Raw genomic sequence first — 20,718 nt, 5'->3', positions numbered from 1 at the left:
CAGTGACTCAGCTCATTACTACTGATCTGGTCGAGCTAGACCAGAACCTGGGCAACTCGCCCGAGGACGTGATCCGCCATCTGGCCGGCAGGGTCGCCGCCAACGGACGTGCCACCGAAGCGGAAGGCCTCTTCACGGACGCGTTTGCCCGTGAGTCCAAGACGGCTACCGGAGTGCCCGGCGGAATCGCCATTCCGCACTGCCGCTCCACGGCCGTGACGGTGCCCACCCTGGCCATGGCACGGCTTTCACAGCCGGTGAACTTTGGCGCCAAGGACGGCCCGGCAGACCTGATCTTCTTCATCGCAGCCCCCGAAGGCGCGGACCAGGAGCACCTGAAGCTCCTGTCCAAACTGGCCCGCTCGCTGATCAAAAAGGACTTCACGGCCGCGCTGCGTGCCGCGAGCACCCAGGCCGAGATCGTGGAACTGGTGGAAGGCGCCCTGGCTGACAAGCCTGCGGCCGCAGCAGAGCCTGCCATGGCAACGGCCGCAGCGGCCGCGCCCTCTGCCGGTGCCGCCACGGGCGCCCGCTCCGGCGGGCCCAAGCGGCTCGTCGCCGTGACCGCCTGCCCCACGGGCATCGCCCACACCTACATGGCTGCCGACTCGCTGGTCGCAGCAGCCAAGGAAGTCGGAGTGGACCTCCAGGTGGAAACCCAGGGTTCCTCCGGCGCCAAGCCGCTGGATCCCGCAGTGATCGCAGCCGCCGACGCCGTGATCTTCGCGGTGGACGTGGACGTCCGCGGCAAGGAGCGCTTTGCCGGCAAGCCGGTCATCAACGCACCGGTCAAGCGCGGCATCGACGAACCGGACAAGATGGTCCAGGAAGCCCTGGCCGCGGCCGACAACCCCAACGCCCGCCGCGTGCCGCACTTCGGTGCAGAGGAGCAGGCCGAGGCCGAAGCCACCGAAAAGGGCGAGCACATCGGCCAGAAGCTGAAGAAAGCGCTCCTCACGGGCGTCAGCTACATGATCCCGTTCGTGGCCGGCGGCGGTCTGCTGATCGCGCTGGGCTTCCTGATGGGCGGCTACCTGATCACGCAGTTCGCGGACACCATCGTGGTGGAGAACAGCATCTTCAACCTGCCCACCGAATACCCCGAGAACGCGTGGGGTCCGCTCGGCGCATACCTTGGTGCCGTGCTCTTCAAGATCGGCGCCTTGTCGCTCGGCTTCCTGGTCCCGGCACTGGCAGGCTACATCGCCTACGGCATTGCCGACCGGCCCGGCATCGCACCGGGCTTCGTTGCCGGCGCCGTCGCAGGGTTCATGGGGGCAGGCTTCCTCGGCGGTATCGTGGGCGGCCTCCTGGCCGGTTACATCGCCCATTCCATCGGCAAGATCCAGGTGGCCCGCTGGCTGCGCGGCCTGATGCCCGTGGTCATCATTCCGCTGGTCGCGTCCCTCGTTGCCTCGGGCCTGATGTTCCTGATCCTGGGCGCACCGATCGTCGGCATCACCGTGGGCCTGAACAACTGGCTCTCCGGCCTCACCGGTGCCAGCGCCATCGCCCTGGGCGTCATCCTGGGACTCATGATGTGCTTCGACCTCGGCGGTCCGGTCAACAAGGTTGCTTACTCCTTCGCCGTCGCCGGCCTGGGCGCCGCAACCCTGGACAACCAGGCACCGTGGCAGATCATGGCAGCCGTCATGGCCGCAGGCATGGTGCCGCCGCTGGCCATGGCCCTCGCCTCCACTGTCCTGGACAAGAAGCGCTTCAGCCTGGCTGAACGCGAGAACGGCAAGGCGGCGTGGCTCCTGGGTGCATCCTTCATCTCTGAAGGCGCCATCCCGTTTGCCGCAGCCGACCCGCTCCGCGTCATCCCCGCCAGCATGCTCGGCGGCGCGGTCACCGGCGCCCTCTCCATGGCCACAGCGGTGGGCTCGAAGGCCCCGCACGGCGGCTTCTTCGTCTTCTTCGCCATCGACAACTTCCTGATGTTCGTTGTCTCGATCCTCGCCGGCACCATCGTCACGGCCCTGACAGTCATCGCCCTCAAGCGCTGGGCCGTCCGCAAGTCCGTTGATACCGTGGAGCCGGTTCCAGTAACTGTCTGACCCGGTCCGGTAGCCTTACCAACCACCTGTCTCGACCTGATATCCAAGGAGCACACATGTTCGAACGCACCGCCACCATCGCCAGCCGCGTGGGCCTGCACGCCCGCCCCGCCGCCATCTTTGCCGAGGCCGCCGGCGAGTACCCGCACGAGATCACGATCGCCCGCCAGGGCGAACCGGCCGACGAGGCCATGGACGCCGCCAGCATCCTGTCCCTCATGAGCCTGGGCGCCTCGCACGGCGACGTCGTGGTCCTCCGCGCCGACGGCGACGGCGCCGACACCGCCCTGGACCACCTGGTCCAGATCCTGGAAACAGATCACGACGCCGAGTAGCAGCACGGCGGGCTAGGACAGCCCGCCCGCAGCACCAGGCAGCAAGCTGCAGCCAGCGGCCGGCACGCTGCGCCACCTCCCCTCCAAGGGCAGGCGGCGCACGGGCCGGCCGCTGCTTTTAACTCCCGGTTTTTACTCCGGGGAGGATGAACTAAGCAAACTTAGTACATTCCTTGTTTTTGCCTGACGGCCCCGTTAGCGTGGACAACGTGGCGACACACCGTTCAACAGACCCATTCGGAGGGCACGTCCCCGGGCTGAAAGAGGATGAGACAGTGGCTACTTTGCACGAAACCGTCGAGGTGGATGTTCCCGTGTCCACCGCCTATAACCAATGGACCCAGTTCGAGTCCTTCCCGGAGTTCATGAGGGGCGTGGAGTCCGTCGAGCAGATCGATGAGACGTCCCTGCACTTCCGGACGGACATCGCCGGCGTCAGGCGCGAATACAACGCGCAGATCACCGAACAACTACCGGACCGTCGAATCGCCTGGGTGAGCACGGACAAGCCCCGCAACGCCGGGGAGGTCTCCTTCGAATCCCTCGGACCGGAGCACACCCGGGTCACCGTAGCGCTGGAATGGGAGCCCGAAGGCCTGGTGGAGAAAGCCGGCTCCGCGGTGCACGCGGACAGCCACCAGATCAGCGCCGACCTCAAGCGGTTCAAACAGTTCATCGAATCACGCGGCATTGAAACGGGCGCCTGGCGTTCTGCTGTGGACCACGGAGAAGTCGAGGAAACCGAGGAAGAGGCGGGCTTCGCCGCGAACGCCCCCGCACACCACGCACACGATTCCGCCGCTCACGCATCACATGCGCAGCCGCCGCACACACCCACCCCTTCCCCGCAGCGTCCGGCAGGGGTGGACCCCTTCATTGACGACGCTGAACCGTCGGATCCGAGCTGATCATGCCTGAGAAAAAGAACCCCAGCCTCAAGGACCCTGAGCTGTACGAGGAACTCCGGGAAGACGGCGCGTCGAAGCAGAAGGCGGCCCGCATTTCCAATGCTGCCGCAAAGAAGGGACGCTCCGCGGTGGGACGCAAGGGCGGCAAAGCAGGCGACTACGAGGACTGGACGGTGGCTCAGCTCAAGGCCAAAGCCAAGGAAATAGGACTCAAGGGTTACTCCGCCAAGAAGAAGAGTGAGCTCATCTCAGCTCTGAGAAACTCCTGACCGCGGCCGCAATGGGTGACTGTAACTCAGGCCCCTTTTCGCCGGCTTTTCGCCGGCTCCTTGGCTGCCGGTTCAGCGTCCTCCGTTTTCCCGGCCGTTCTGGACGTAGCGGTCCTGGACGTAGCGGTCTTGGACGTAGCGGTCTTGGACGTCGTCGTTTTGGCAGGTGCCGTCTTGGACGCGGCCGCTTTGGCAGGAGCCTTGGCGGCGCCTGCCTTGGACCGGGCCGGGGATTTGGCGCGGGTCGCCTTGGCCGGAGCCTCGTCGGCGTCGCTGTCCGCCGCCTCCGACTCGTCCCCGGACGCGGCTGCGGCGGCGCCGCCCCGCTTCTTCTCCAGGCTCCGCTTCAGCGCCTCCATCAGGTCGATAACCTCGCCCTGTCCGGCCTCGGCGGCCTCGGCGCCGAACGTCTGCTCCGTGTCCAGCGACTCGCCCTGCTCGATCTTGGCGTCGATGAGTTTGCGGAGCTGAACCTGGTAGTCATCCGTGAACTGGCCGGGTTCAAAGTCCCCGGCCATGGAGTCAACCAGGGCTGCGGACATTTCGCGTTCCTGGGCGGAGATCCGGACGGTGGTTTCCAGGGCGGGGAAAGCCGGTTCCCTGACTTCGTCCGCCCACAGCAGCGACTGCAGCACCAGAACGTCGTCTTTGATCCGCAAAGCGCCGAGCCGGGTCTTCTCCCGGAGCGCGAACTGGACCACGGCCACGCGGTCGGTGTCCTCCAGTGCCCGGCGGAGGAGGACGTACGCCTTCGGGGACTTCGAATCCGGTTCCAGGTAGTAGCTCTTTTCGAACATCATGGGATCGAGCTGTTCGGAGGGGACAAACTGCACCACTTCGATCTCGTGGCTGCTCTCCGCCGGGATGGACTTGAGTTCGTCGCGGGTGAGGATCACGGTCCGGCCGTCTTCCTCGTAGGCCTTGTCGATGTCCGAATAGTCAATGATCTCGCCGCACACTTCGCAGCGGCGCTGGTACCGGATTCGCCCGCCGTCGGCGTTGTGGACCTGGTGGAGCCCGATGTCGTGGTCCTCGGTGGCGCTGTAGACCTTGACCGGCACGTTGACCAGTCCAAATGCGATAGCGCCTTTCCAGATGGCTCTCATGGATCAAGTGAACATCACAGTTGCCCGGAGGTGAAGACCTTTGGCCGGCAGTAGGGAACGTGTCCGGGTCCAGGGCCGCGAACTGGTGGTCACCAATCTGGACAAGGTGATGTACCCGGAGACGGGCACCACCAAAGCCGACGTCCTGGCGTACTACACCGCCGTTGCTCCGGTTCTGATCCCCGCCGCGGTGAACCGGCCCGCCACCCGCAAGCGCTGGGTGAACGGAGTGGGCACCGCGGAGGCGCCGGGTGAGATGTTCTTCCAGAAGAACCTGGAGGACTCCACACCCGGCTGGATTCCGCGCGCCTCCATCCGGCACAAGGAGCGCACCAACCAGTACCCGCTGGTCAACGACGCTGCCACCCTGATCTGGCTGGCCCAGATGGGCTCGCTGGAAATCCACGTCCCGCAGTGGCGCGTGGACCCGCACGGCAATCCCATGAACCCGGACCGGCTGGTGCTGGACCTGGATCCAGGCGAGGGCGCCGGGCTGGCCGAGTGCGCCGAGGTGGCCCGGCTTGCCCGTGCCATCCTGAAGGACGTTGGCATGGACCCTGTGCCGGTGACCAGCGGCAGCAAGGGCATCCACCTCTACGCCGGCCTCGACGGCACGCAGGGCTCGGACCAGATCTCCGACTTCGCCCACGAACTTGCCCGTGCCCTGGAGGCGGACCATCCGGACCTTGCCGTCAGTGACATGAAGAAGACGCTCCGCACCGGCAAAGTCCTGGTGGACTGGAGCCAGAACAATGCGGCGAAGACCACGATTGTCCCCTACTCCCTTCGTGGCCGGCTCCGCCCCACCGTGGCCGCGCCGCGGACCTGGCGTGAACTGGCCTCCCCCGCACTGAAGCAACTGGACTACCGGGAGGTCATGCGGCGCGTGAAGGACGGCAAGGATCCGTTCGCGGCGGTCTCCGCGGGTGGCGGCAATGTGCAGGACCATCCCGGCGGCGATACTGACGGCGGCAGTCCGGGCGGCCGGTCCGGCAGCGAGGCAGGACATGGAACGGCCGACGGCGGCAGCACCGACCCGCGGTTGGAAAAGTACCGCTCCATGCGGGATCCGGAAGGGACACCGGAACCGTTCAGCGCGGACCGGCACCGGGCGGATCCCGGCGCGGGCACCATCAGGGAGCGCTTCGTCATCCAGGAGCACCACGCCAGCCGGCTGCATTACGACTTCCGGCTGGAACGGGACGGCGTCCTGGTGTCCTGGGCCCTGCCGAAGGGAGTACCCGCCAGCGGGACCCAGAACCACCTCGCCGTCCAGACCGAGGACCACCCCATGGACTACCTCGATTTCGCCGGCACCATCCCCAAAGGCCAGTACGGCGCCGGAACCGTCAGCATCTGGGATCACGGGTACTACGAGTGCGACAAATGGATCGCGGGCAAGGAAGTCATCGCCACCCTCACGGGGGCTGACGGCGGCGGTCTGGGAGGGACGAAGAAATTCGCGCTGATCAGGACCAGCCGCGACAGCGATCAGCAGCACGGGGCAGAACAATCCCAGTGGCTCATCCATCTGATGGACCGCAAGCCGCACGCGGCTCCGCCGGCACCCCGTGCCCCGTCAGCATCAAAGAACCCGTCAGCATCACAGCAGGAGGACGGGGCGGCTGATGCCCGGCCGGATTCCTCACCCGAGGCCCCGCCCGATCCCGCACTGACCTTTTCACCTGATATCTCGCCAATGCTGGCTGGTGCCGGGACCACCGCCGATCTTCGTGGCATGGACTGGCAGTTCGAGCTGAAATGGGACGGCGTGCGGGCGCTCATTGTTGCCGATGCCACCAGGATCCGGCTCATCAGCCGCAATGGCAACGACGTGTCCGCAAGCTACCCGGAGCTGACGGACCGCACCTGCTGGCCGGAGCAAAACTTCATCGCCGACGGCGAGATCGTCGCCGTCGGGCCTTCCGGGCGGCCCGATTTCGGGCTACTTCAGACGCGGATGAAACTGACCAAAGCGGCCGACGTCGCCAGGACCCGGGCCGCCACACCGGTGCAGCTGATGGTGTTCGACCTGCTGTCCGTCGCAGGTGAGGACCTCCGCCGGACGCCGCTCAGGAAGCGGCGGGCGCGCCTGGAGCAGCTGGACTGGCCGCAAGGCCGACCGGTGCACCTGTCGGAGGTCCTGGACCACGAGGTGGAGGACCTCCTGGAAAGCGCCAGGGAACTGGGCCTTGAGGGGATCATGGCCAAACGCGTTGACGGCCGCTATGTCAGCGGCGAACGCAGCAGGTCGTGGCTGAAGCTCAAGTTCGAGCGCACCCAGGAAGTGGTGGTGGGCGGCTGGCGCCCCGGCAAGGGGTCACGGCAAAACTCCGTGGGGTCGCTCCTGGTGGGCATCCCCGACGGCGCCACCCTGCGGTATGTGGGCCGCGTGGGCAGCGGATTCAGCGACCGGGAGCTGACGGAACTGCGGCTGCAGTTGGACACCTTGGCGCGGAAGACCTCCCCGTTCACCGACGTCCCGGCCGCCGATGCCTCCGATGCGCACTGGGTCAGTCCCGAGCTGGTGGGCGAAGTGACATTCGGAGAATGGACCGGCGGCGGGAAGCTGCGGCACCCGGTATGGCGCGGCTGGCGCCTGGACAAAAACGCCGACGAGATCGTGGCGGAATCCGGCTGACGCTGTGTCCCGGCCCGCCTGACATTCGGGCACGCCCTCGGGCACCGGAAGACACGAAAAAGCCGGGCAACACCTGGAACAGGTGTCGCCCGGCTGAGCGTTTACGAGGAGTGCGGCATCTGCGGCCGGCCGGTCCGGTGGACCGCGGTGACCGCTGCCTCATGGCCCATCCGTCCGTGAGCGGTGCCGCGCTCTTTGGGATGGCGGCGTTTGCCGTTGCCGTCCGGCCACTGCCTGCCGCCTGTAACCGGGCCGGCGGGGGCCGTCAGCTCCGGCGCCGGCACCTCGTCCATGGACTCGGCCAGGTGGCTGGCCAGTTCCGGCTCGAGCTGTCCCCCAGGATTTTTCTCAGCCATTGTGCTCTTCCTTTCCGCATTGAAATGAAGTGTCCACCAATACTAGGTCTGCAGAAACTGCTTGTCTGCAGGGCCTACCAGCGGACTTTTTTCTGGACAGGGCCTTGCTTGCCGCTTGCATGCGTGGGCTTGTGGCCGTGCGAAACGCTCTTCGATCCGGCGCCCCCACGGGACTTGCTGGCCAGCATTTCCCGCTGGGCGTCCGTCAGCCTGGACTTGACGCCCTCGTCCTCCGGCGCCCGTGTCTTCGGGTCTGATGCGGGCTCGGCGTTCTTGCTGTTGGTTTTGTCGGTCACGGAAGCTCTCCTTGTGGGACGGAATCGGGTGGCGGTGATGAGGTTCGGACGCGCACGCTGGAAGATCGCGATGGAGAAACGACGACGGCGGGGGTCGCCGGAGGGGATCAATGCGGAGGTTCGCCTCAGCTAGCGTGGGCCGGCGGATGCGGCAGGCGGGACAGGCCAGCAGGTACAACCGCTGACGGCCGCGGGCCTATCCAAAGTTCAGTGTTCCCATGGCTCAACCTTAGACAGTGATCCGGCCCGTTGGAAACCCCCGTGCGGGGTGGATTCCTGCGTTGATCGGTCGCGTGCTGCCGGCGCCCGCAGAGCCCCTTTTTCGGCGCTTTGGGGCGCTTTTTGGGCCGGTCGGAGAAAAAGGTTTGGTAACGATGCAACAAGCCGCCGGATTTCCAGTACTGGCGCGGTGAAACAGCGCAAAAGAATTTCCGCTTTCGGCCTTGGCAGGTACCGGAAAGCCCGGATCATACGCCACCGAACTCGGAAACACCATGGGAATCGCGTAAAATTGAAAGCCTGCCCGGAGCGGGGCAGCTACAAGTCGCAAGCAAATGACCTCCACAGGAGAAGCCCAAATGCCCACAGACCGAAGCATGACCGACTCTTCAGCAGGCGTAGACAACGCCCGCGGAACCGACAATATTGTGCCCCCGGGCGCGGCGCCCCAAAGCGCCAAGAAGCCGAGGCTATTGCCTCGCCGCAGACTCAAAGTCTCCGACGTCAACGTCGTCAACAAGCCGATGCTCAAGAAAGCACTCGGCGGAACCATCGTGGGCAACACCATGGAATGGTACGACGTTGGAGTGTTCGGCTACCTGATTACCACCATGGGCCCGGTGTTCCTGCCGGAATCCGATCCGTCCACGCAGACGCTGTTCCTGCTGGGCACGTTTGCCGCCACCTTCATCGCCCGCCCGCTCGGCGGTGTGATCTTCGGCTGGTTCGGTGACAAGGTGGGCCGGCAGAAGGTCCTGGCAGCAACCCTGATGCTGATGGCAGCAAGTACGTTCGCCATCGGCCTCCTCCCCGGCTACGCGCAGATCGGACTGTGGGCGGCTGCCCTGCTGGTGCTGCTGAAGATCGTGCAGGGCTTCTCCACCGGCGGCGAGTACGCCGGAGCCACCACCTTCGTGAGCGAGTACGCCCCGGACAAGCGCCGCGGCTTCTTCGCCAGCTTCCTTGACCTGGGAAGCTACCTCGGCTTTGCCATGGGTGCCGCCCTCGTGTCAGCCCTCCAGTTGACCATGGGCCAGGCTGCCATGGAGGAGTGGGGCTGGCGTATTCCGTTCCTGCTCGCCGGCCCGCTGGGCCTCATCGCGGTGTACTTCCGCAGCAAGATTGAGGAATCCCCGCAGTTCCAGGCAACCCTGGACGCACAGGAAGAGCTCGGCAAGGAAGCAGCCAAGTCCTCGGATGTTGCCGCCAAGGGCCCCGTGGGTGTTGTGAAGGCCAACTGGCGCCCGATCATTGTTGCCATGATCCTTGTGGCCGCGGCCAACACCGCCGGGTACGCACTCACCTCCTACATGCCGACCTACCTCACGGAGTCCAAGGGCTATGATCCCGTCCACGGCACACTGCTGACCATCCCCGTGCTGGTGGTCATGAGCCTGTGCATTCCGCTGACCGGCAAGCTTTCCGACCGCATCGGACGCCGACCGGTCCTGTGGATCGGCGCCCTAAGCACCATCGTGCTGGCAGCACCGGCCTTCCTGCTGATCGGCGTCGGCGACATCTGGTCGACTCTGGCAGGCCTTGCACTGATCGCCTTCCCGGTCACGTTCTATGTGGCCAACCTGGCCTCGGCCCTGCCTGCCCAGTTCCCCACGGCCAGCCGTTACAGCGCCATGGGCATCGCGTACAACTTCTCCGTGGCGATCTTCGGCGGCACCACGCCGTTCATCGTGGCGGCGCTGATCACCGCCACCGGCAACGACATGATGCCTGCGTACTACCTCATGGCCACCTCGGCCATCGGTGCGGTGGCCATCTATTTCCTGAAGGAATCGGCCAACCGGCCCCTGCCGGGTTCCATGCCCAGCGTGGACACCAAGGCTGAGGCCCAGGAGCTCGTGGCTACCCAGGACGAGAACCCGCTGATCAACCTCGACGAAATGCCGTTTGAGGACGACCTGAGGGAAACCGAAAAGGTTCCTGCGAAGGCCTGACCTTGTAGTCCGGAGCCCCGCCCGATGAGGCCTGCTTTGCACGATGTTCGTTTGTGACAGCGTGCAAAGCAGGCCTCCCGCGCGTCTGGCAGACTTTTTGGCGGAAGAACGCACAACGACAGCACGGAAGATCGGAGGGACCTGTGAACGAAGCCCTCCTCCGGCACCTGCGCACCCTGCACAGCCTCGGCCCCGCCAACAACGATCGCCTGTCAGCGCTCCGTGTCGGCGTGAGCGTGGCCGTGCCGTCGCTCGTCCTCCTGTTCCTCGGACGCCCGGACCTGATGATTTACGCCGTCTTCGGCGCCCTCACCGGAATGTATGGCCGCTCTGAGCCGCACCAGCTGCGCCTCGTCCACCAGGCCCAGGCCGCCCTGGTCCTGCTCGGTGGCGTGGGCGTGGGCGTCTTCCTCTCCGTCAACCACTTGCACTCGTGGTGGCTGGTGGGCGTGGAGGCCGTTCTGGCCGGCGTCGGCTCGGTGTTCTCCGACCGGGTGAACCTGAAGCCCAACGGCCCGTTCTTCGGCATCCTTGCGCTGGGTGCCTGCGCTTCCGTCCCCACCACGGTGCCCTGGTTCGCAGCGCTTCTCATCGCCGCCGCATCCGCGGCCTTTTCCATCGTGATCGGCTTTGGCGGCTGGGTCCGCGGTCGGACGTGGCAGCCCGGCGCGGTCCGGGCTGCAGCACCCCTCAGCGGACCGCGCGGGCAGGCCGCAATGATCCATGCGGCCCGCTACGTCATGGCGGTAGGTTCCGCAGGCACCATAGGCGTCCTCAGCGGCAGCGGCCACCCGCACTGGGCCATGGCCGCCGCAGCCGTTCCGCTCGCCGGAGCCGACCTGCCCAGCAGCGTGCACCGCGGTCTCCACCGCATGATGGGGACCTTCCTCGGGCTGGTGCTGGTCGCCGTCGTGCTTCTCCCGGGCCCCTGGGCCCCGCTGAGGTTGTTTGCCGGAGCGGAAGCGGCCGTGCTGGCGGTGCTGGTCATCGTGTTCCAGTTCACCACCGAGCTTTTCATGACCCGCCACTACGGCCTGGCCATGGTGTCCTTCACCCCCGTGATCCTGCTCATGACGCAGCTCGCCGCCCCCGCTGACCCCCGTATTCTCATCATGGAACGTGCCGTGGAAACCGTGGTGGGGGCGGTCATCGGAATTGCAATTATTGTGCTGATCCGCCGCCGGCGGAGCCCTCGTTCACAGGCCGCCGCGGCGGGCCCGACGTGAACCGTGCCGGCACCGCGCGGGACACCGCCGCAACCAGCTTGTACCGCTTGGTGGGAATGGACACCGCGCGGCCGCGTTCGTTGTCCGCCAGTCCTTCCCGGACCACCCGGTCGGCGTGCAGCCACAACCAGCGCGGGGCCACGGTCTTGTCCATGCCCATGCGGTCGTGGAATTCGGTGTGGGTAAAGCCCGGGCACACCGCCGTCACCTTCACCCCGTTGCCGGCGTAGGCCAGGTTGGCCCACCGGCTGAACGTCACCTGCCAGGCCTTCGCTGCCGAGTAACTCCCCCGGTTGGCAAACGCCGCAACGCTGGCCACGTTGATGATCCGGCCCGACCCGCGCGCCAGCATCCCCTGAAGGGCGGCGTGGCACAGTTCCAGCGGCGCCTGGACGTGAAGCCGCAGATGCCTGCGTTCCTCGTCCAGGCTGTTCTGGTCGAAGGGCTTCAGCAACCCGGTCCCCGCGTTGTTGACCAGGATGTCCACCGGGCGGGACGGGTCGGAAAGGCGTTCGACGACGGCGGCCACTCCGGCGTCGTCCGTCAGGTCCGCGCTAAGCACCTCGGCGGTGATGCTGTAGTTGTTCTCCAGCTCGTGCGCGGCGGCCCGCAGCCGCTCCGAGTCCCGGGCCACCAGCACCACGTGGTGGCCCTGCTCTGCGAGCTGGCGGGCGAACTCGGCGCCGATGCCCGCCGTGGCGCCGGTGATCAGGGCAGTGGTTCCGGGAACTTGTGCGGTCATGGCAGAAGCCTAGTGGCGCGCGCGCCGAGATGGCAGGTCGCGGCAGGGGTGAAGCCTGGGACTGCCGTGACATGCCATCTCGACGGCGGGACTCGCCGGCCGCCCGGCCGGAGCACCCTAGGCGAACGCCGCCAGCGGGTTCGCCAGCCTGCCCGCCATCTGCAGGCCCCCGGACGGATCCGTGAGGTCCAGCATCTGCTGGTTGTTGCGCAGCTGCAGCCGGTTGAGGCAGGAGAACTGGAAGTCCGCCGCGAACAGGTCGTGGCGGGCAAACTGGTCCGCGAGTTCCGGGTGCCCGGACTGGTACTCGCGGATTGCTTCTGCCGCGATGCGCCAGAACTCCCCGCCGCTGAGGACGCCGTCTTCCTCGAGGAGGGCGCCGAGGAACCGGAAGATGCAGTCGAACACATCGGTGAAAATGGCAAGGACCTTCTCGCCGTCGGGAATGTCCACCTTGATCCGGGACACGGCTTCCGGCAGCTCGAGCCGGTCACCCATCACCACGATTTCCTCGGCGATGTCCTTCATGACGGCCCGCACCGGCACACCGTCCTGGAGCACCAGGATCACGTTCTCGCCGTGCGGCATGAACGCCAGTTCGTAGCGGTACAGGCAGTGGACCAGCGGAACAAGGTACGCCTCGAAGTACCGCCGGAGCCATTCCCCGGGCTCCAGTCCGGACTGCTTGATCAGCGCGGACACCATGGGCTTGCCGGCCGCATCGACGTGCAGGAGCGAGGCCATGGTGGCCAGCTGCTGTCCGTCTGCCAGCTGCGGCAGGGGGCTTTCCCGCCACAGTGCGGACAGCATTTTCCGGTAGGGCGATTCCTTGGCCGCGGCCGCCTCGTAGTATTCGTTGTGGTATCCGATGGCGGCCACCTCCCGGATCAATGCCAGCCCGCGGTCCTGGAGGGCAGCGTCACTTCGGATCAGCTCCTGGAGCCAGTCATTGATGGCCGGTGTGGCCTTCATGTACTGCGGCGACAGCCCCCGCATGAAGCCCATGTTCAGGACGGACATGGCCGTTTTGACGTACGTTTTTTCCGGCGCGGCGGTGTTGAAGAAGGTCCGGATGGACTGCTGGGCCTGGTAGCTGTCTGCGCCGATCCCGAGGTGGACGATGTGCTGCCGGGCGATGTCGGCCGCGAAGGTCACAGTCAGTTTGTTTTCCCACTGCCACGGGTGCACGGGCATGAAGAAATACCCGGCCGGGTCCAGGCCAAGGGCGCCGAGCTCGGCGTCGAAGAAGGCCAGGGCGTCGGCCCCGAGTTCGGCCTCAAGGTGGGCGGCATAGTCCAGTCCGGCGCTGGACGTGAACACTGCCTTGCTCCGGTGCACCGCAATCCACTCCAGCTGCACCGGGGCGCCGGCTTCCGGAGCAAAGGCACGGTAATCGCTGATGCCGAAGCCCAGCCGGCCGTTGTTGGCCACGAAGCAGGGGTGGCCCTCGGTCATGCTCCGTTCAATGGCCTGGAAGTCCGTGGCGGCGTCCGCCCCGCGGGTCACACCGGCCGCCAGTTCGGCGGACGACGGCTGCCCGGCCCACTGCTTGTAGGCATGGCTCGAAAGGGTGCTACTGACCTCCTCGAGGTAGACCGGGAGCATCTCCTGCCGGATCCCCAGGGTGTTGCGGAATTCAGTGATGAACCGGAGCGCATCCAGGGGTGCGTCCTGCCCGTCGCGGCTGCAGGTGATGGAGGAGGCGTCGACCGACCAGTGCTCAAGGTGCAGGATCCTGGCGGAGAACCGGTATTCGACGGATGCGTCGTCACTCAGCACCCGGTAGGCGTGGGGCTGTGACGCGGATCCGGCACGGTCCCCGGCGGCGGGCCCGGCGGTGTCGCCGGCGCTGGTCCGCTCCGGGCTGAGGATGCGTTCGTGGGAGAACTCGGCGAGCGCTTTGCGGACGAGGTGCCGGTTGGCCGCGTCCCAGCGCTCCGGAGTGAGGTGGGTTGCGGCGTTTCCTGCGGCGAGGACGGATTCAAGGTCAGCGGTGGTCATAGTGATACTCCCTGGCGGATCGGGGACTGGTGGATCGGGGACTGGTGCCCCGGGGGTGAATGGAGGGCTGCGCGGGCGGTGTGGAAGGCCTCCCGCGTGCAGAAGCTGAGCAGGGCCCGCTTGTCCGGCAGGACCACCTCTCCGGCAGGCTGGAAGCCCAGCCGCTCGTTGAGGACGTGGATTTTATGGTTCCGGGCGTCCGGTTCCACCACAACGCGCTCCACCCTGTCCTTGGCGAAGAGCCGGTCCAGGACCGCTTCCATCACCGCTGCGGTGTAGCCGGTGCGCGGCGGGCCGGCCGGCGGGGCCACCAGCAGGTGCATGCCGATGTCGCCCGGCTGCACGGCGTAGAGTCCTGCCAGCGGTGAGCGGACCGGGAGGTACTCCTCCATCAGGAAGGCGGGGACGCCGTCGTCGAGCCCCAGCAGCGCATGATGGTGCCCGCTGGACTGGATCTTCGAGTATTCCGCCACAACGTCCGCCACGGTGGCGGACTGCATCCCCCAGAAGGAGGCATAGGGCCGGGTGACCCAGCTGTGGAGGAGTTGGGCGTCGGCGTCGGGGTCGAAGCAGCGGAACGTGAAGCTCATGCGCGTACTCCTGCCGCCCCGGCCATGACTGGCTCTGCCATCGCCGGCGCCCCGAACTGCTGGAAGGCGATGCTTCGTTCCACGGGATAGACCTCGCGGCCGCAGATCTCGCGCAGGATGCAGGAGTTGCGGTAGGCCGCCATGCCCAGGTCCGGTGTGACGAAGCCGTGGGTGTGGAGTTCGGCGTTCTGGACGAAGATTTCGCCGGGTTCGACGCCGGTGCTGTAGTTGCGCTCCACGGCGAACCTTCCGCTGGTGTCCCTTGCAATGCGGCTCTGCACCCCGGCCAGGAACTCCGGCTCGCGGTAGCCGTAGCCGGTGGCAAGGACCACGGCTTCGGTGTCCAGCGAGTAGTCCGCCCCCTGCTCCCCGTGCCGCAACCGGAGGGTGTGCGAACCGGCGGCCGGGTCCCACGACGCGCCGGTCAGCGCCGAGTGCGTCAGCAGCCGCGTGTCCACCAGCCCGGAGAGGCTCTTGGTGTACAGGAGGTCGTAGATGGCGTCGATGAGCTCGGAGTTGATGCCCTTGTACAGGTTCTTCTGGCTTTTGATGAGTCCGTCCCGCTGTTCCTGCGGGAGCCCGTGGAAGTAGTCCACGTATTCGGGCGAGGTCATCTCCAAGGTCAGCTTGGTGTATTCCAGCGGGAAGAACCGGCCGGACCGGGTGACCCAGTTGAGCTGGTACCCGTGGACGTCGATCTCCTGCAGCAGCTCGTAGTAGATTTCCGCCGCACTCTGGCCGCTGCCCACGATGGTGATGCTCCGCTGCCGCTGCAGTTCACTCTTCCTCAACAGGTAGTCGGCGTTGTGGAGGACCAGTCCCCCGCCGCCGTTGGCCGCCGCGTCCACTATGCCGCCACAGGCCGCCGGCACGTACGGTGACGTTCCGGTGCCCAGCACCAGCCGCCGTGCACGCAGCACCTCCGGCCCCGCGGGACCGTCCACGATGAGCGTGTACACGCCGTCGTCGTACGTGACCTCCCGGACGTCCGTGCCGAACCGCACGGAACCGAGCTGCCCGGCCACCCACTGGCAGTACTGGTTGTATTCGGCGCGCAGCGGGTAGAAGTTTTCCCGGATGTAGAAGCGGTACAGCCGGCCCGTCTGCTTGAGGAAGTTCAGGAACGAGTAAGGCGACGTGGGGTCGGCGAGCGTCACCAGGTCCGCCATGAACGGGACCTGCAGGTGGGCCGGTTCCAGCATCATGCCCGGGTGCCAGTCGAACGAGTCGCGGCGTTCCAGGAACACCGCATCCAGTCCGTCCACGGGCTCGGCGAGCGCGGCGAGCCCCAGGTTGAAGGGTCCGACGCCGATACCTGCGACGTCGTAGATGTGTGCGCCGCTCACGCCGCCGCCTCCTGCCCGGCAAGCAGCGCTTCGCCGGTACTGCGGAGCAGCCCGATGATCGCGTTGATGTCTTCCGGAGTGGCTTCAGCGTTGAGCAGCGTGAACTTCAGGTAGTGCCTGCCGGCCACCTTGGTTCCGGCCACTACCGCCTCGCCCGAGGCAAATATCGCAGCCCGGATTGCCGGGTTGAGGGTGTCCGCAGCGTCTTCAGCCAGGCGGGTGCCGTCAGCCAGGACCGGGCGGTAGCGGAACACGAGCGTGCTCAGCTGCGGCGCGGCGGCCAGCTCGAAGTCGGGGTCCGTGTCCAGGACCCGGCCGGTGCGGGCGGCAAGGTCGATCGCCTCGTCCAGCAGGGCGCCCACGGCATCGGCCCCCATGATCCGGAGCGTGAGCCAGAGCTTCAGGGCGTCGAAACGGCGCGTGGTCTGGATGCTCTTGTCCACCTGGTTGGGGATCTCCGCCAGGGCCGCGCTTTCCGGGTTGAGGTAGTCCGCGTAGTAGGTCACGTGCCGCAGCATGGCCCGGTCCCGTACCAGCAGGGCGCTGGAGCTGACGGGCTGGAAGAAGGTCTTGTGGAAATCCACGGTGACCGAGTCAGCCAGGCCGATTCCGTCCAGCCGGTGGCCGTAGCGGCCGGAGAGCATCAGGCCGCCGCCGTAGGCGGCATCCACGTGGAACCACGCGCCGTAGGCCTTGGCCAGGGCCGCCAGTTCCGGGAGCGGATCCACCGCTCCGAAGTCCGTGGTCCCGGCGGTTCCCACCACGGCCATCGGTACCAGCCCGGCGTCGGCTGCCTGCGCCAGGGCGGTTGCCAGCGCGGCGGGGTCCATCCGGTGGTCCGCCCCGTACGCCACGGGTACGACGGCGTCGTACCCGAGTCCCAGCATCGATGCGGACTTCCGGATGCTGAAGTGGCTGTCCTCGGATGTAAAGACCCGCAGCTTGTCCAGCAGGCCCGGCAGCCGGAGGGATGCGTTTCCGGGCAGCGTCCGCAGTCCGGCCACGGCATGGTTGCGGGCGATGAGCAGGGCCTGGAAGTTGGACTGGCTCCCGCCGGAGGTGAACACGCCGTCCGCCCCGGCGCCCAGGGACAGCCGCCCCGCGGTCCAGTCGATCAGCCGGCGCTCGATCATGGTGGCGCCTGCGCTCTGGTCCCAGGTGTCCATGGAGGAATTCACGGCCGAGAGGATGCTCTCCCCCACCAGCGCCGGGATGACTACGGGGCAGTTCAGGTGGGCGGCGTACTTGGCATCGTGGAAGTACACGGCGTCCTGCAGGTACACCTCTTCAAGTTCCGCCAGCGCGGCGGCGGTGTCCGGCAGCGGGGAGTCCAGGTTGACGGCGCCGACGCGCGCCTTGAGTTCCTGGGGCCCGACGCCGGTAAAGGGCCGGGTGGTCCGCTCCAGTTTGGTAGCCACGGCATTGACCCCCTGGAGCACCTGCGCCACGTAGCGGGGCGCATTGCGGGAGTTGAAGAGGTGGTTGGTGGCGGCGAGGGCGAGCTCCACCCGGGAGCCGAAATCGTGCCCGCCGGTCGGGGCAGGCAGGTCCAGGGGTTTCTCGTCCACACGGGGCAACAGCGTCACAAGGTTTTCCTTTGGTAGGCGTTTGGAGGCGCGCTAACGTAGCAAGGCAAGCCTTACTTAGGTGAACCTTTTAGTCAAACTTTTGTGAGCTAATTATTGAATTGGCGGATTCTCGGGGTTTTCGAAGCTCAACGGAGCGTCATTGACTGTCGCTGGAGGCGCTGTTGCGGCAGAATTCGCCCTTGGTGCGGGGCTTAGTGCGGGGCTTAGTGCGCGGCGGTGGCTGTCGATCTGCGCCGGCAGAGCAGGGTCCACCGGTTTCCGGCGTCCTCCTTGGCGTAGGAAAACTGGTCCAGCGCCACCTTGGCAAGGGCAAGCCCGCGCCCGCTTCCGGACATGTCATCCGGCAGTTCGGCCGCCGCGAGGTCGATTCCGGCCGGCTTGGCGTTGTCCGTGAATTCTGCATAGAGCCGTTCCGGTTCGCATTCCACGGCCAGAACGAACCGTACGGGGTCGGTGCCGGCAGGCTGGGAGTGCTCAATGATGTTGGACGCCACCTCGATGAGCGCCGTCTCGAACCGGATACGGTCCATGGATTCAATCCCGGGTTCACCGGCCCAGACTTCCGCCAGCAGCCCATGGATCAGCTCCAGGCTTTCGGGAACGGCGGCGGCGCGCAGGCCGAACCGGCGGCTCATCAATAGGCCCCGTCCACCGAAGCGACCGGCTGCAGCACCTTGTTCAGGTTGGTCATTTCCAGGACCGCCGTGATCTGCGCTGTGGGGTTGGCCAGCCGAAGGTCGCCGCCGGCCTGCCGCGTCTTCTTCAGCCCGGTAATCAAGGCGCCCAGGCCGGACGAGTCGATGAAATCAGTGCCGGCCAGGTCAACCACCAGCCGCACCGTTCCGTCGCCGATGAGCGCATCGATCCTGGCTCCCAGGTGCGGGGCGGACACCATATTCAGCCGGCCTACGGGACGGATCACGCCCACGCCGTTGGCCAGGGTTTCATTGTTGAATTCGATCACGGAAGTTCCTCTTTCTTCTTGTTGTCCAGCGACTTGTTGTCCAGCCATGCGTCGTAGCCGGGGTAGCGGACGGCCTCGATGACCACGCTGAAGATCAGCAGGTCAAAGGCAATCCACACAAAATTCACCGAGCTGCCCAGGAAGTCCCCCTGGCCCAGCAGCAGCCGGATGACGCCCACCAGTGCCGCCAGGACCAGGACGGCCATGGCGATCAGCTGCGGCCGGACCAGGTGCCACGGCAGACGGTTGCGTGCCTGCAGCGTCTTGGGTGTCACGCGGAAGTCCAGGTCCCGGCCCAGGAACACGTTCCCGAACGCGGAGGTGACGGACTTGATCCAGGTGGGGAAAAGGGCCAGGGAGTACTGCTGGCCGCGCCACGTCTTCACGCCCCGCCCCACCACCCAGAACAGGATCTGGTTGACCACCAGGAAGGGGATGAGCCGGAGGAAGAACTCGTTGCTCAAGGACTGCACCGGCAGGATTCCCAGAGTGAGGTAAATGACCGGGGCAGCGATATAGACCACTGCGGCGAACCCGGCGAGGTAGCTCCACATGGTGGCCAGGTACATCAGCCGCTGGGCCAGGCTTAGCCCCTTCTGCAGGAGCGGGTTCTCCCGGAACATGACCTGCATGGTGCCTTGGGCCCACCGGAGCCGCTGCGTCAGCATCGAATCGAGGTCCTCGGGGGCCAGTCCGTCGGCCAGCTTTTCGTGGTGGTAGGCGGATTCCCAGCCGAGGGAATGCAGCCGCATGCACGTGGCCATGTCTTCGGTGACCGAAATGGTGGCCAGCGGCATGAGTGCCTGCGCCTCGCCGGCCTTCTCGGCGTTGACCGACTCGATCAGCACGCGGACGGTTTCCACGGCTCCCAGCGGGGACCAGTCGCGTTGCGAAAGCCTGTCCAGCGCAACGTCGTCGACGACGGCGAGCGAACCGTCGACGTCGATGGTCCGGGACAGCCCCTCGATGGAGTTCAGCTCCGCATGCAGCGCCGCGAAGTCTTCCGCCACCAGGTTCCTGGCCACAGCGCCCACGCGCTCCTGGAACCGGTACGTAACATCGGCAATGGCCTGCCCGTCGTTCAGCTCACGCCGGACCTGCTGCAGGTCTGTGGCCACGGTGGACAGTGCGGCTGCCAGGCGCTCCTGGCCGGGTCCAAGCTGGCGTCGGGCCTTGGCCACCACCTTGTCCGCCGTCCGAAGCGCCTTGTTCAGGGCCAGTTCCGTTTCCGAGACGTACCGCATGACACCCAGCTGCATCAGCGCTTCCCGGCGGATGATCGCGTTGGAACCGCAGAAGAAGGCGGCGTTCCAGCCGTCCTTGCCCTGCTGGATGGGGCCGTAGAACAGCGGCGCCTGGCTGCCCAGCGGATCATTGGGCGGCACATTGACGAACACCTGGGGCGTCTGGACCAGGGCCATCCTGCGGTCGTTGAAATAACCCAGCGTATGGTCGAGGATCCTGGGGTCCGGGATCTGGTCGGCATCCAGGATGAGCATGAACTCGCCGTCCGTGGCGAGCAGCGCGTTGTTGAGGTTGCCTGCCTTGGCGTGGCGGGGACGGTCGGCCCAGTCCTCGGAACGGGTGATCCAGCCGATGCCTTCCGCTTCGGCAATGGCACGCAGTTCGGCCCGGTTGCCGTCGTCGAGGATCCAGGTCTTGTGCGGATATTCAATGTTCCTGGCGGCCCGCGCCGTCCCCATCACGAGGTCCAGCGGCTCGTTGTAGGTGGTGATGAACACGTCCACCGTCAGGCCGGGCGGCGGCAGGGGCGGCGTGCCCCGCTGCCGGTAGCGCCACATGGTGACTCCGAACAACAGGGAGTCCACCAGGGAGTACGTTTCGGCCAGGACCAGCGGGACCGCGATCCACCAGGCTTCCCAGTTGATAGAAACCATCCAGCGCCAAATGATGTAATTCAGGCCCAGTATGGCGGTGGCCAGAACGATCAGCCTGATAATCAGCTGCCGTGGTGTCATGGCCCGGATGTCCCCCTGGGTCCTCGTCGGTGCAGTCAGCCGCCCGTTGAGGATCCGCTCCGAAGTGAGACCAATGGAGCAGGACCGGCTGGCTGACCTGAGTCAGTCCAACCCTATCCGCAGACGCGGCAGTCGGGCC

The 20,718-nt window shown here is 66.4% G+C and carries 18 protein-coding genes; 7 read left to right on the top strand and 11 right to left on the bottom strand.

What is annotated here, in order from left to right; translation table 11 throughout:
• Positions 1-2: 2 nt before the first annotated feature.
• The 4 genes from Q8Z05_RS09585 to Q8Z05_RS09570 all read left to right on the top strand — a co-directional run bounded on the left by Q8Z05_RS09585 (position 3) and on the right by Q8Z05_RS09570 (position 3,572).
• On the top strand, positions 3-2,060 hold the full coding sequence (locus Q8Z05_RS09585; RefSeq protein ID WP_305943228.1) for a PTS fructose transporter subunit IIABC: 2,058 nt from the start codon (positions 3-5) through the stop codon (positions 2,058-2,060).
• A gap of 56 nt (positions 2,061-2,116) precedes the next feature.
• Positions 2,117-2,395 carry an HPr family phosphocarrier protein gene (locus Q8Z05_RS09580; RefSeq protein WP_305943227.1) on the top strand — a complete coding sequence of 93 codons (279 nt, stop codon included), beginning with the start codon at positions 2,117-2,119 and terminating at the stop codon, positions 2,393-2,395.
• Positions 2,396-2,670: 275 nt separating this feature from the next.
• The gene (locus Q8Z05_RS09575; protein ID WP_305943226.1) at positions 2,671-3,303 is read left to right on the top strand and encodes an SRPBCC family protein; all 633 of its coding nucleotides are present in this window, start codon (positions 2,671-2,673) and stop codon (positions 3,301-3,303) included.
• A gap of 2 nt (positions 3,304-3,305) precedes the next feature.
• Positions 3,306-3,572: a DUF7218 family protein gene (locus Q8Z05_RS09570; RefSeq protein WP_305943225.1), complete on the top strand. Its 267-nt coding sequence runs from the start codon at positions 3,306-3,308 to the stop codon at positions 3,570-3,572.
• Positions 3,573-3,598: 26 nt separating this feature from the next.
• Here Q8Z05_RS09570 and ku read toward each other — a convergent pair whose 3' ends face one another.
• Complete coding sequence (gene ku / locus Q8Z05_RS09565) at positions 3,599-4,678, bottom strand: non-homologous end joining protein Ku (RefSeq protein WP_305943224.1); 1,080 nt, start codon at positions 4,676-4,678, stop codon at positions 3,599-3,601.
• 40 nt (positions 4,679-4,718) lie between these two features.
• Between ku and Q8Z05_RS09560 the strand changes: the two genes are divergently transcribed.
• Entirely contained in the window at positions 4,719-7,319 is a 2,601-nt protein-coding gene (locus Q8Z05_RS09560; protein ID WP_305943223.1) for an ATP-dependent DNA ligase, read from the top strand.
• Between the two features lie 101 nt (positions 7,320-7,420).
• Here the strand turns inward: Q8Z05_RS09560 and Q8Z05_RS09555 are convergent, their stop codons facing one another.
• Both Q8Z05_RS09555 and Q8Z05_RS09550 read right to left on the bottom strand, forming a co-directional pair.
• Positions 7,421-7,675: a hypothetical protein gene (locus Q8Z05_RS09555; RefSeq protein WP_305943222.1), complete on the bottom strand. Its 255-nt coding sequence runs from the start codon at positions 7,673-7,675 to the stop codon at positions 7,421-7,423.
• A gap of 74 nt (positions 7,676-7,749) precedes the next feature.
• On the bottom strand, positions 7,750-7,971 hold the full coding sequence (locus tag Q8Z05_RS09550) for a hypothetical protein (RefSeq protein ID WP_305943221.1): 222 nt from the start codon (positions 7,969-7,971) through the stop codon (positions 7,750-7,752).
• A 578-nt stretch (positions 7,972-8,549) separates the two neighbouring features.
• On the opposite strand from Q8Z05_RS09550, the gene Q8Z05_RS09545 reads away from it, so the two are divergent.
• The gene (locus Q8Z05_RS09545) at positions 8,550-10,142 is read left to right on the top strand and encodes an MFS transporter (RefSeq protein ID WP_305943220.1); all 1,593 of its coding nucleotides are present in this window, start codon (positions 8,550-8,552) and stop codon (positions 10,140-10,142) included.
• A 143-nt stretch (positions 10,143-10,285) separates the two neighbouring features.
• Positions 10,286-11,368, top strand: coding sequence for an FUSC family protein (locus Q8Z05_RS09540; protein ID WP_305943219.1), 1,083 nt, complete (start codon positions 10,286-10,288; stop codon positions 11,366-11,368).
• Here Q8Z05_RS09540 and Q8Z05_RS09535 read toward each other — a convergent pair.
• The 8 genes from Q8Z05_RS09535 to Q8Z05_RS09500 all read right to left on the bottom strand — a co-directional run bounded on the left by Q8Z05_RS09535 (position 11,304) and on the right by Q8Z05_RS09500 (position 20,579).
• Positions 11,304-12,110: an SDR family NAD(P)-dependent oxidoreductase gene (locus tag Q8Z05_RS09535; protein WP_305943218.1), complete on the bottom strand. Its 807-nt coding sequence runs from the start codon at positions 12,108-12,110 to the stop codon at positions 11,304-11,306. The genes Q8Z05_RS09540 and Q8Z05_RS09535 overlap by 65 nt on opposite strands.
• A gap of 117 nt (positions 12,111-12,227) precedes the next feature.
• Positions 12,228-14,111 carry an IucA/IucC family protein gene (locus Q8Z05_RS09530; RefSeq protein WP_305943217.1) on the bottom strand — a complete coding sequence of 628 codons (1,884 nt, stop codon included), beginning with the start codon at positions 14,109-14,111 and terminating at the stop codon, positions 12,228-12,230.
• Positions 14,108-14,701 carry a GNAT family N-acetyltransferase gene (locus Q8Z05_RS09525; protein WP_305943216.1) on the bottom strand — a complete coding sequence of 198 codons (594 nt, stop codon included), beginning with the start codon at positions 14,699-14,701 and terminating at the stop codon, positions 14,108-14,110. Before Q8Z05_RS09525 ends, Q8Z05_RS09530 begins: the two co-directional genes overlap by 4 nt.
• Positions 14,698-16,047: a lysine N(6)-hydroxylase/L-ornithine N(5)-oxygenase family protein gene (locus tag Q8Z05_RS09520; protein ID WP_305943215.1), complete on the bottom strand. Its 1,350-nt coding sequence runs from the start codon at positions 16,045-16,047 to the stop codon at positions 14,698-14,700. The genes Q8Z05_RS09525 and Q8Z05_RS09520 overlap by 4 nt, the downstream gene beginning before the upstream one ends.
• Entirely contained in the window at positions 16,044-17,633 is a 1,590-nt protein-coding gene (locus Q8Z05_RS09515; RefSeq protein WP_371745953.1) for a pyridoxal phosphate-dependent decarboxylase family protein, read from the bottom strand. Before Q8Z05_RS09515 ends, Q8Z05_RS09520 begins: the two co-directional genes overlap by 4 nt.
• A 206-nt stretch (positions 17,634-17,839) precedes the next feature.
• On the bottom strand, positions 17,840-18,271 hold the full coding sequence (locus Q8Z05_RS09510) for an ATP-binding protein (RefSeq protein ID WP_305943214.1): 432 nt from the start codon (positions 18,269-18,271) through the stop codon (positions 17,840-17,842).
• On the bottom strand, positions 18,271-18,600 hold the full coding sequence (locus tag Q8Z05_RS09505; protein WP_305943213.1) for an STAS domain-containing protein: 330 nt from the start codon (positions 18,598-18,600) through the stop codon (positions 18,271-18,273). Before Q8Z05_RS09505 ends, Q8Z05_RS09510 begins: the two co-directional genes overlap by 1 nt.
• Positions 18,597-20,579: a glycosyltransferase gene (locus tag Q8Z05_RS09500; protein ID WP_305943212.1), complete on the bottom strand. Its 1,983-nt coding sequence runs from the start codon at positions 20,577-20,579 to the stop codon at positions 18,597-18,599. Before Q8Z05_RS09500 ends, Q8Z05_RS09505 begins: the two co-directional genes overlap by 4 nt.
• Positions 20,580-20,718: the final 139 nt, after the last annotated feature.

Origin of the sequence: Arthrobacter oryzae (assembly GCF_030718995.1) — a bacterium.
Lineage (GTDB): Bacteria > Actinomycetota > Actinomycetes > Actinomycetales > Micrococcaceae > Arthrobacter > Arthrobacter oryzae_C.
The sequence above is the reverse complement of the archived record's forward strand: the minus strand, read 5'-3'. Positions and strand labels throughout refer to the sequence as shown.

What these genes read in the sequence shown, in the direction of transcription:
- ku (WP_305943224.1), bottom strand. Translation starts at nt 4,678, where the DNA reads ATGAGAGCCATCTGGAAAGGCGCTATCGCATTTGGACTGGTCAACGTG.
- Q8Z05_RS09535 (WP_305943218.1), bottom strand. Translation starts at nt 12,110, where the DNA reads ATGACCGCACAAGTTCCCGGAACCACTGCCCTGATCACCGGCGCCACG.
- Q8Z05_RS09580 (WP_305943227.1), top strand. Translation starts at nt 2,117, where the DNA reads ATGTTCGAACGCACCGCCACCATCGCCAGCCGCGTGGGCCTGCACGCC.
- Q8Z05_RS09525 (WP_305943216.1), bottom strand. Translation starts at nt 14,701, where the DNA reads ATGAGCTTCACGTTCCGCTGCTTCGACCCCGACGCCGACGCCCAACTC.
- Q8Z05_RS09530 (WP_305943217.1), bottom strand. Translation starts at nt 14,111, where the DNA reads ATGACCACCGCTGACCTTGAATCCGTCCTCGCCGCAGGAAACGCCGCA.
- Q8Z05_RS09570 (WP_305943225.1), top strand. Translation starts at nt 3,306, where the DNA reads ATGCCTGAGAAAAAGAACCCCAGCCTCAAGGACCCTGAGCTGTACGAG.
- Q8Z05_RS09545 (WP_305943220.1), top strand. Translation starts at nt 8,550, where the DNA reads ATGCCCACAGACCGAAGCATGACCGACTCTTCAGCAGGCGTAGACAAC.
- Q8Z05_RS09500 (WP_305943212.1), bottom strand. Translation starts at nt 20,579, where the DNA reads ATGACACCACGGCAGCTGATTATCAGGCTGATCGTTCTGGCCACCGCC.
- Q8Z05_RS09510 (WP_305943214.1), bottom strand. Translation starts at nt 18,271, where the DNA reads ATGAGCCGCCGGTTCGGCCTGCGCGCCGCCGCCGTTCCCGAAAGCCTG.
- Q8Z05_RS09555 (WP_305943222.1), bottom strand. Translation starts at nt 7,675, where the DNA reads ATGGCTGAGAAAAATCCTGGGGGACAGCTCGAGCCGGAACTGGCCAGC.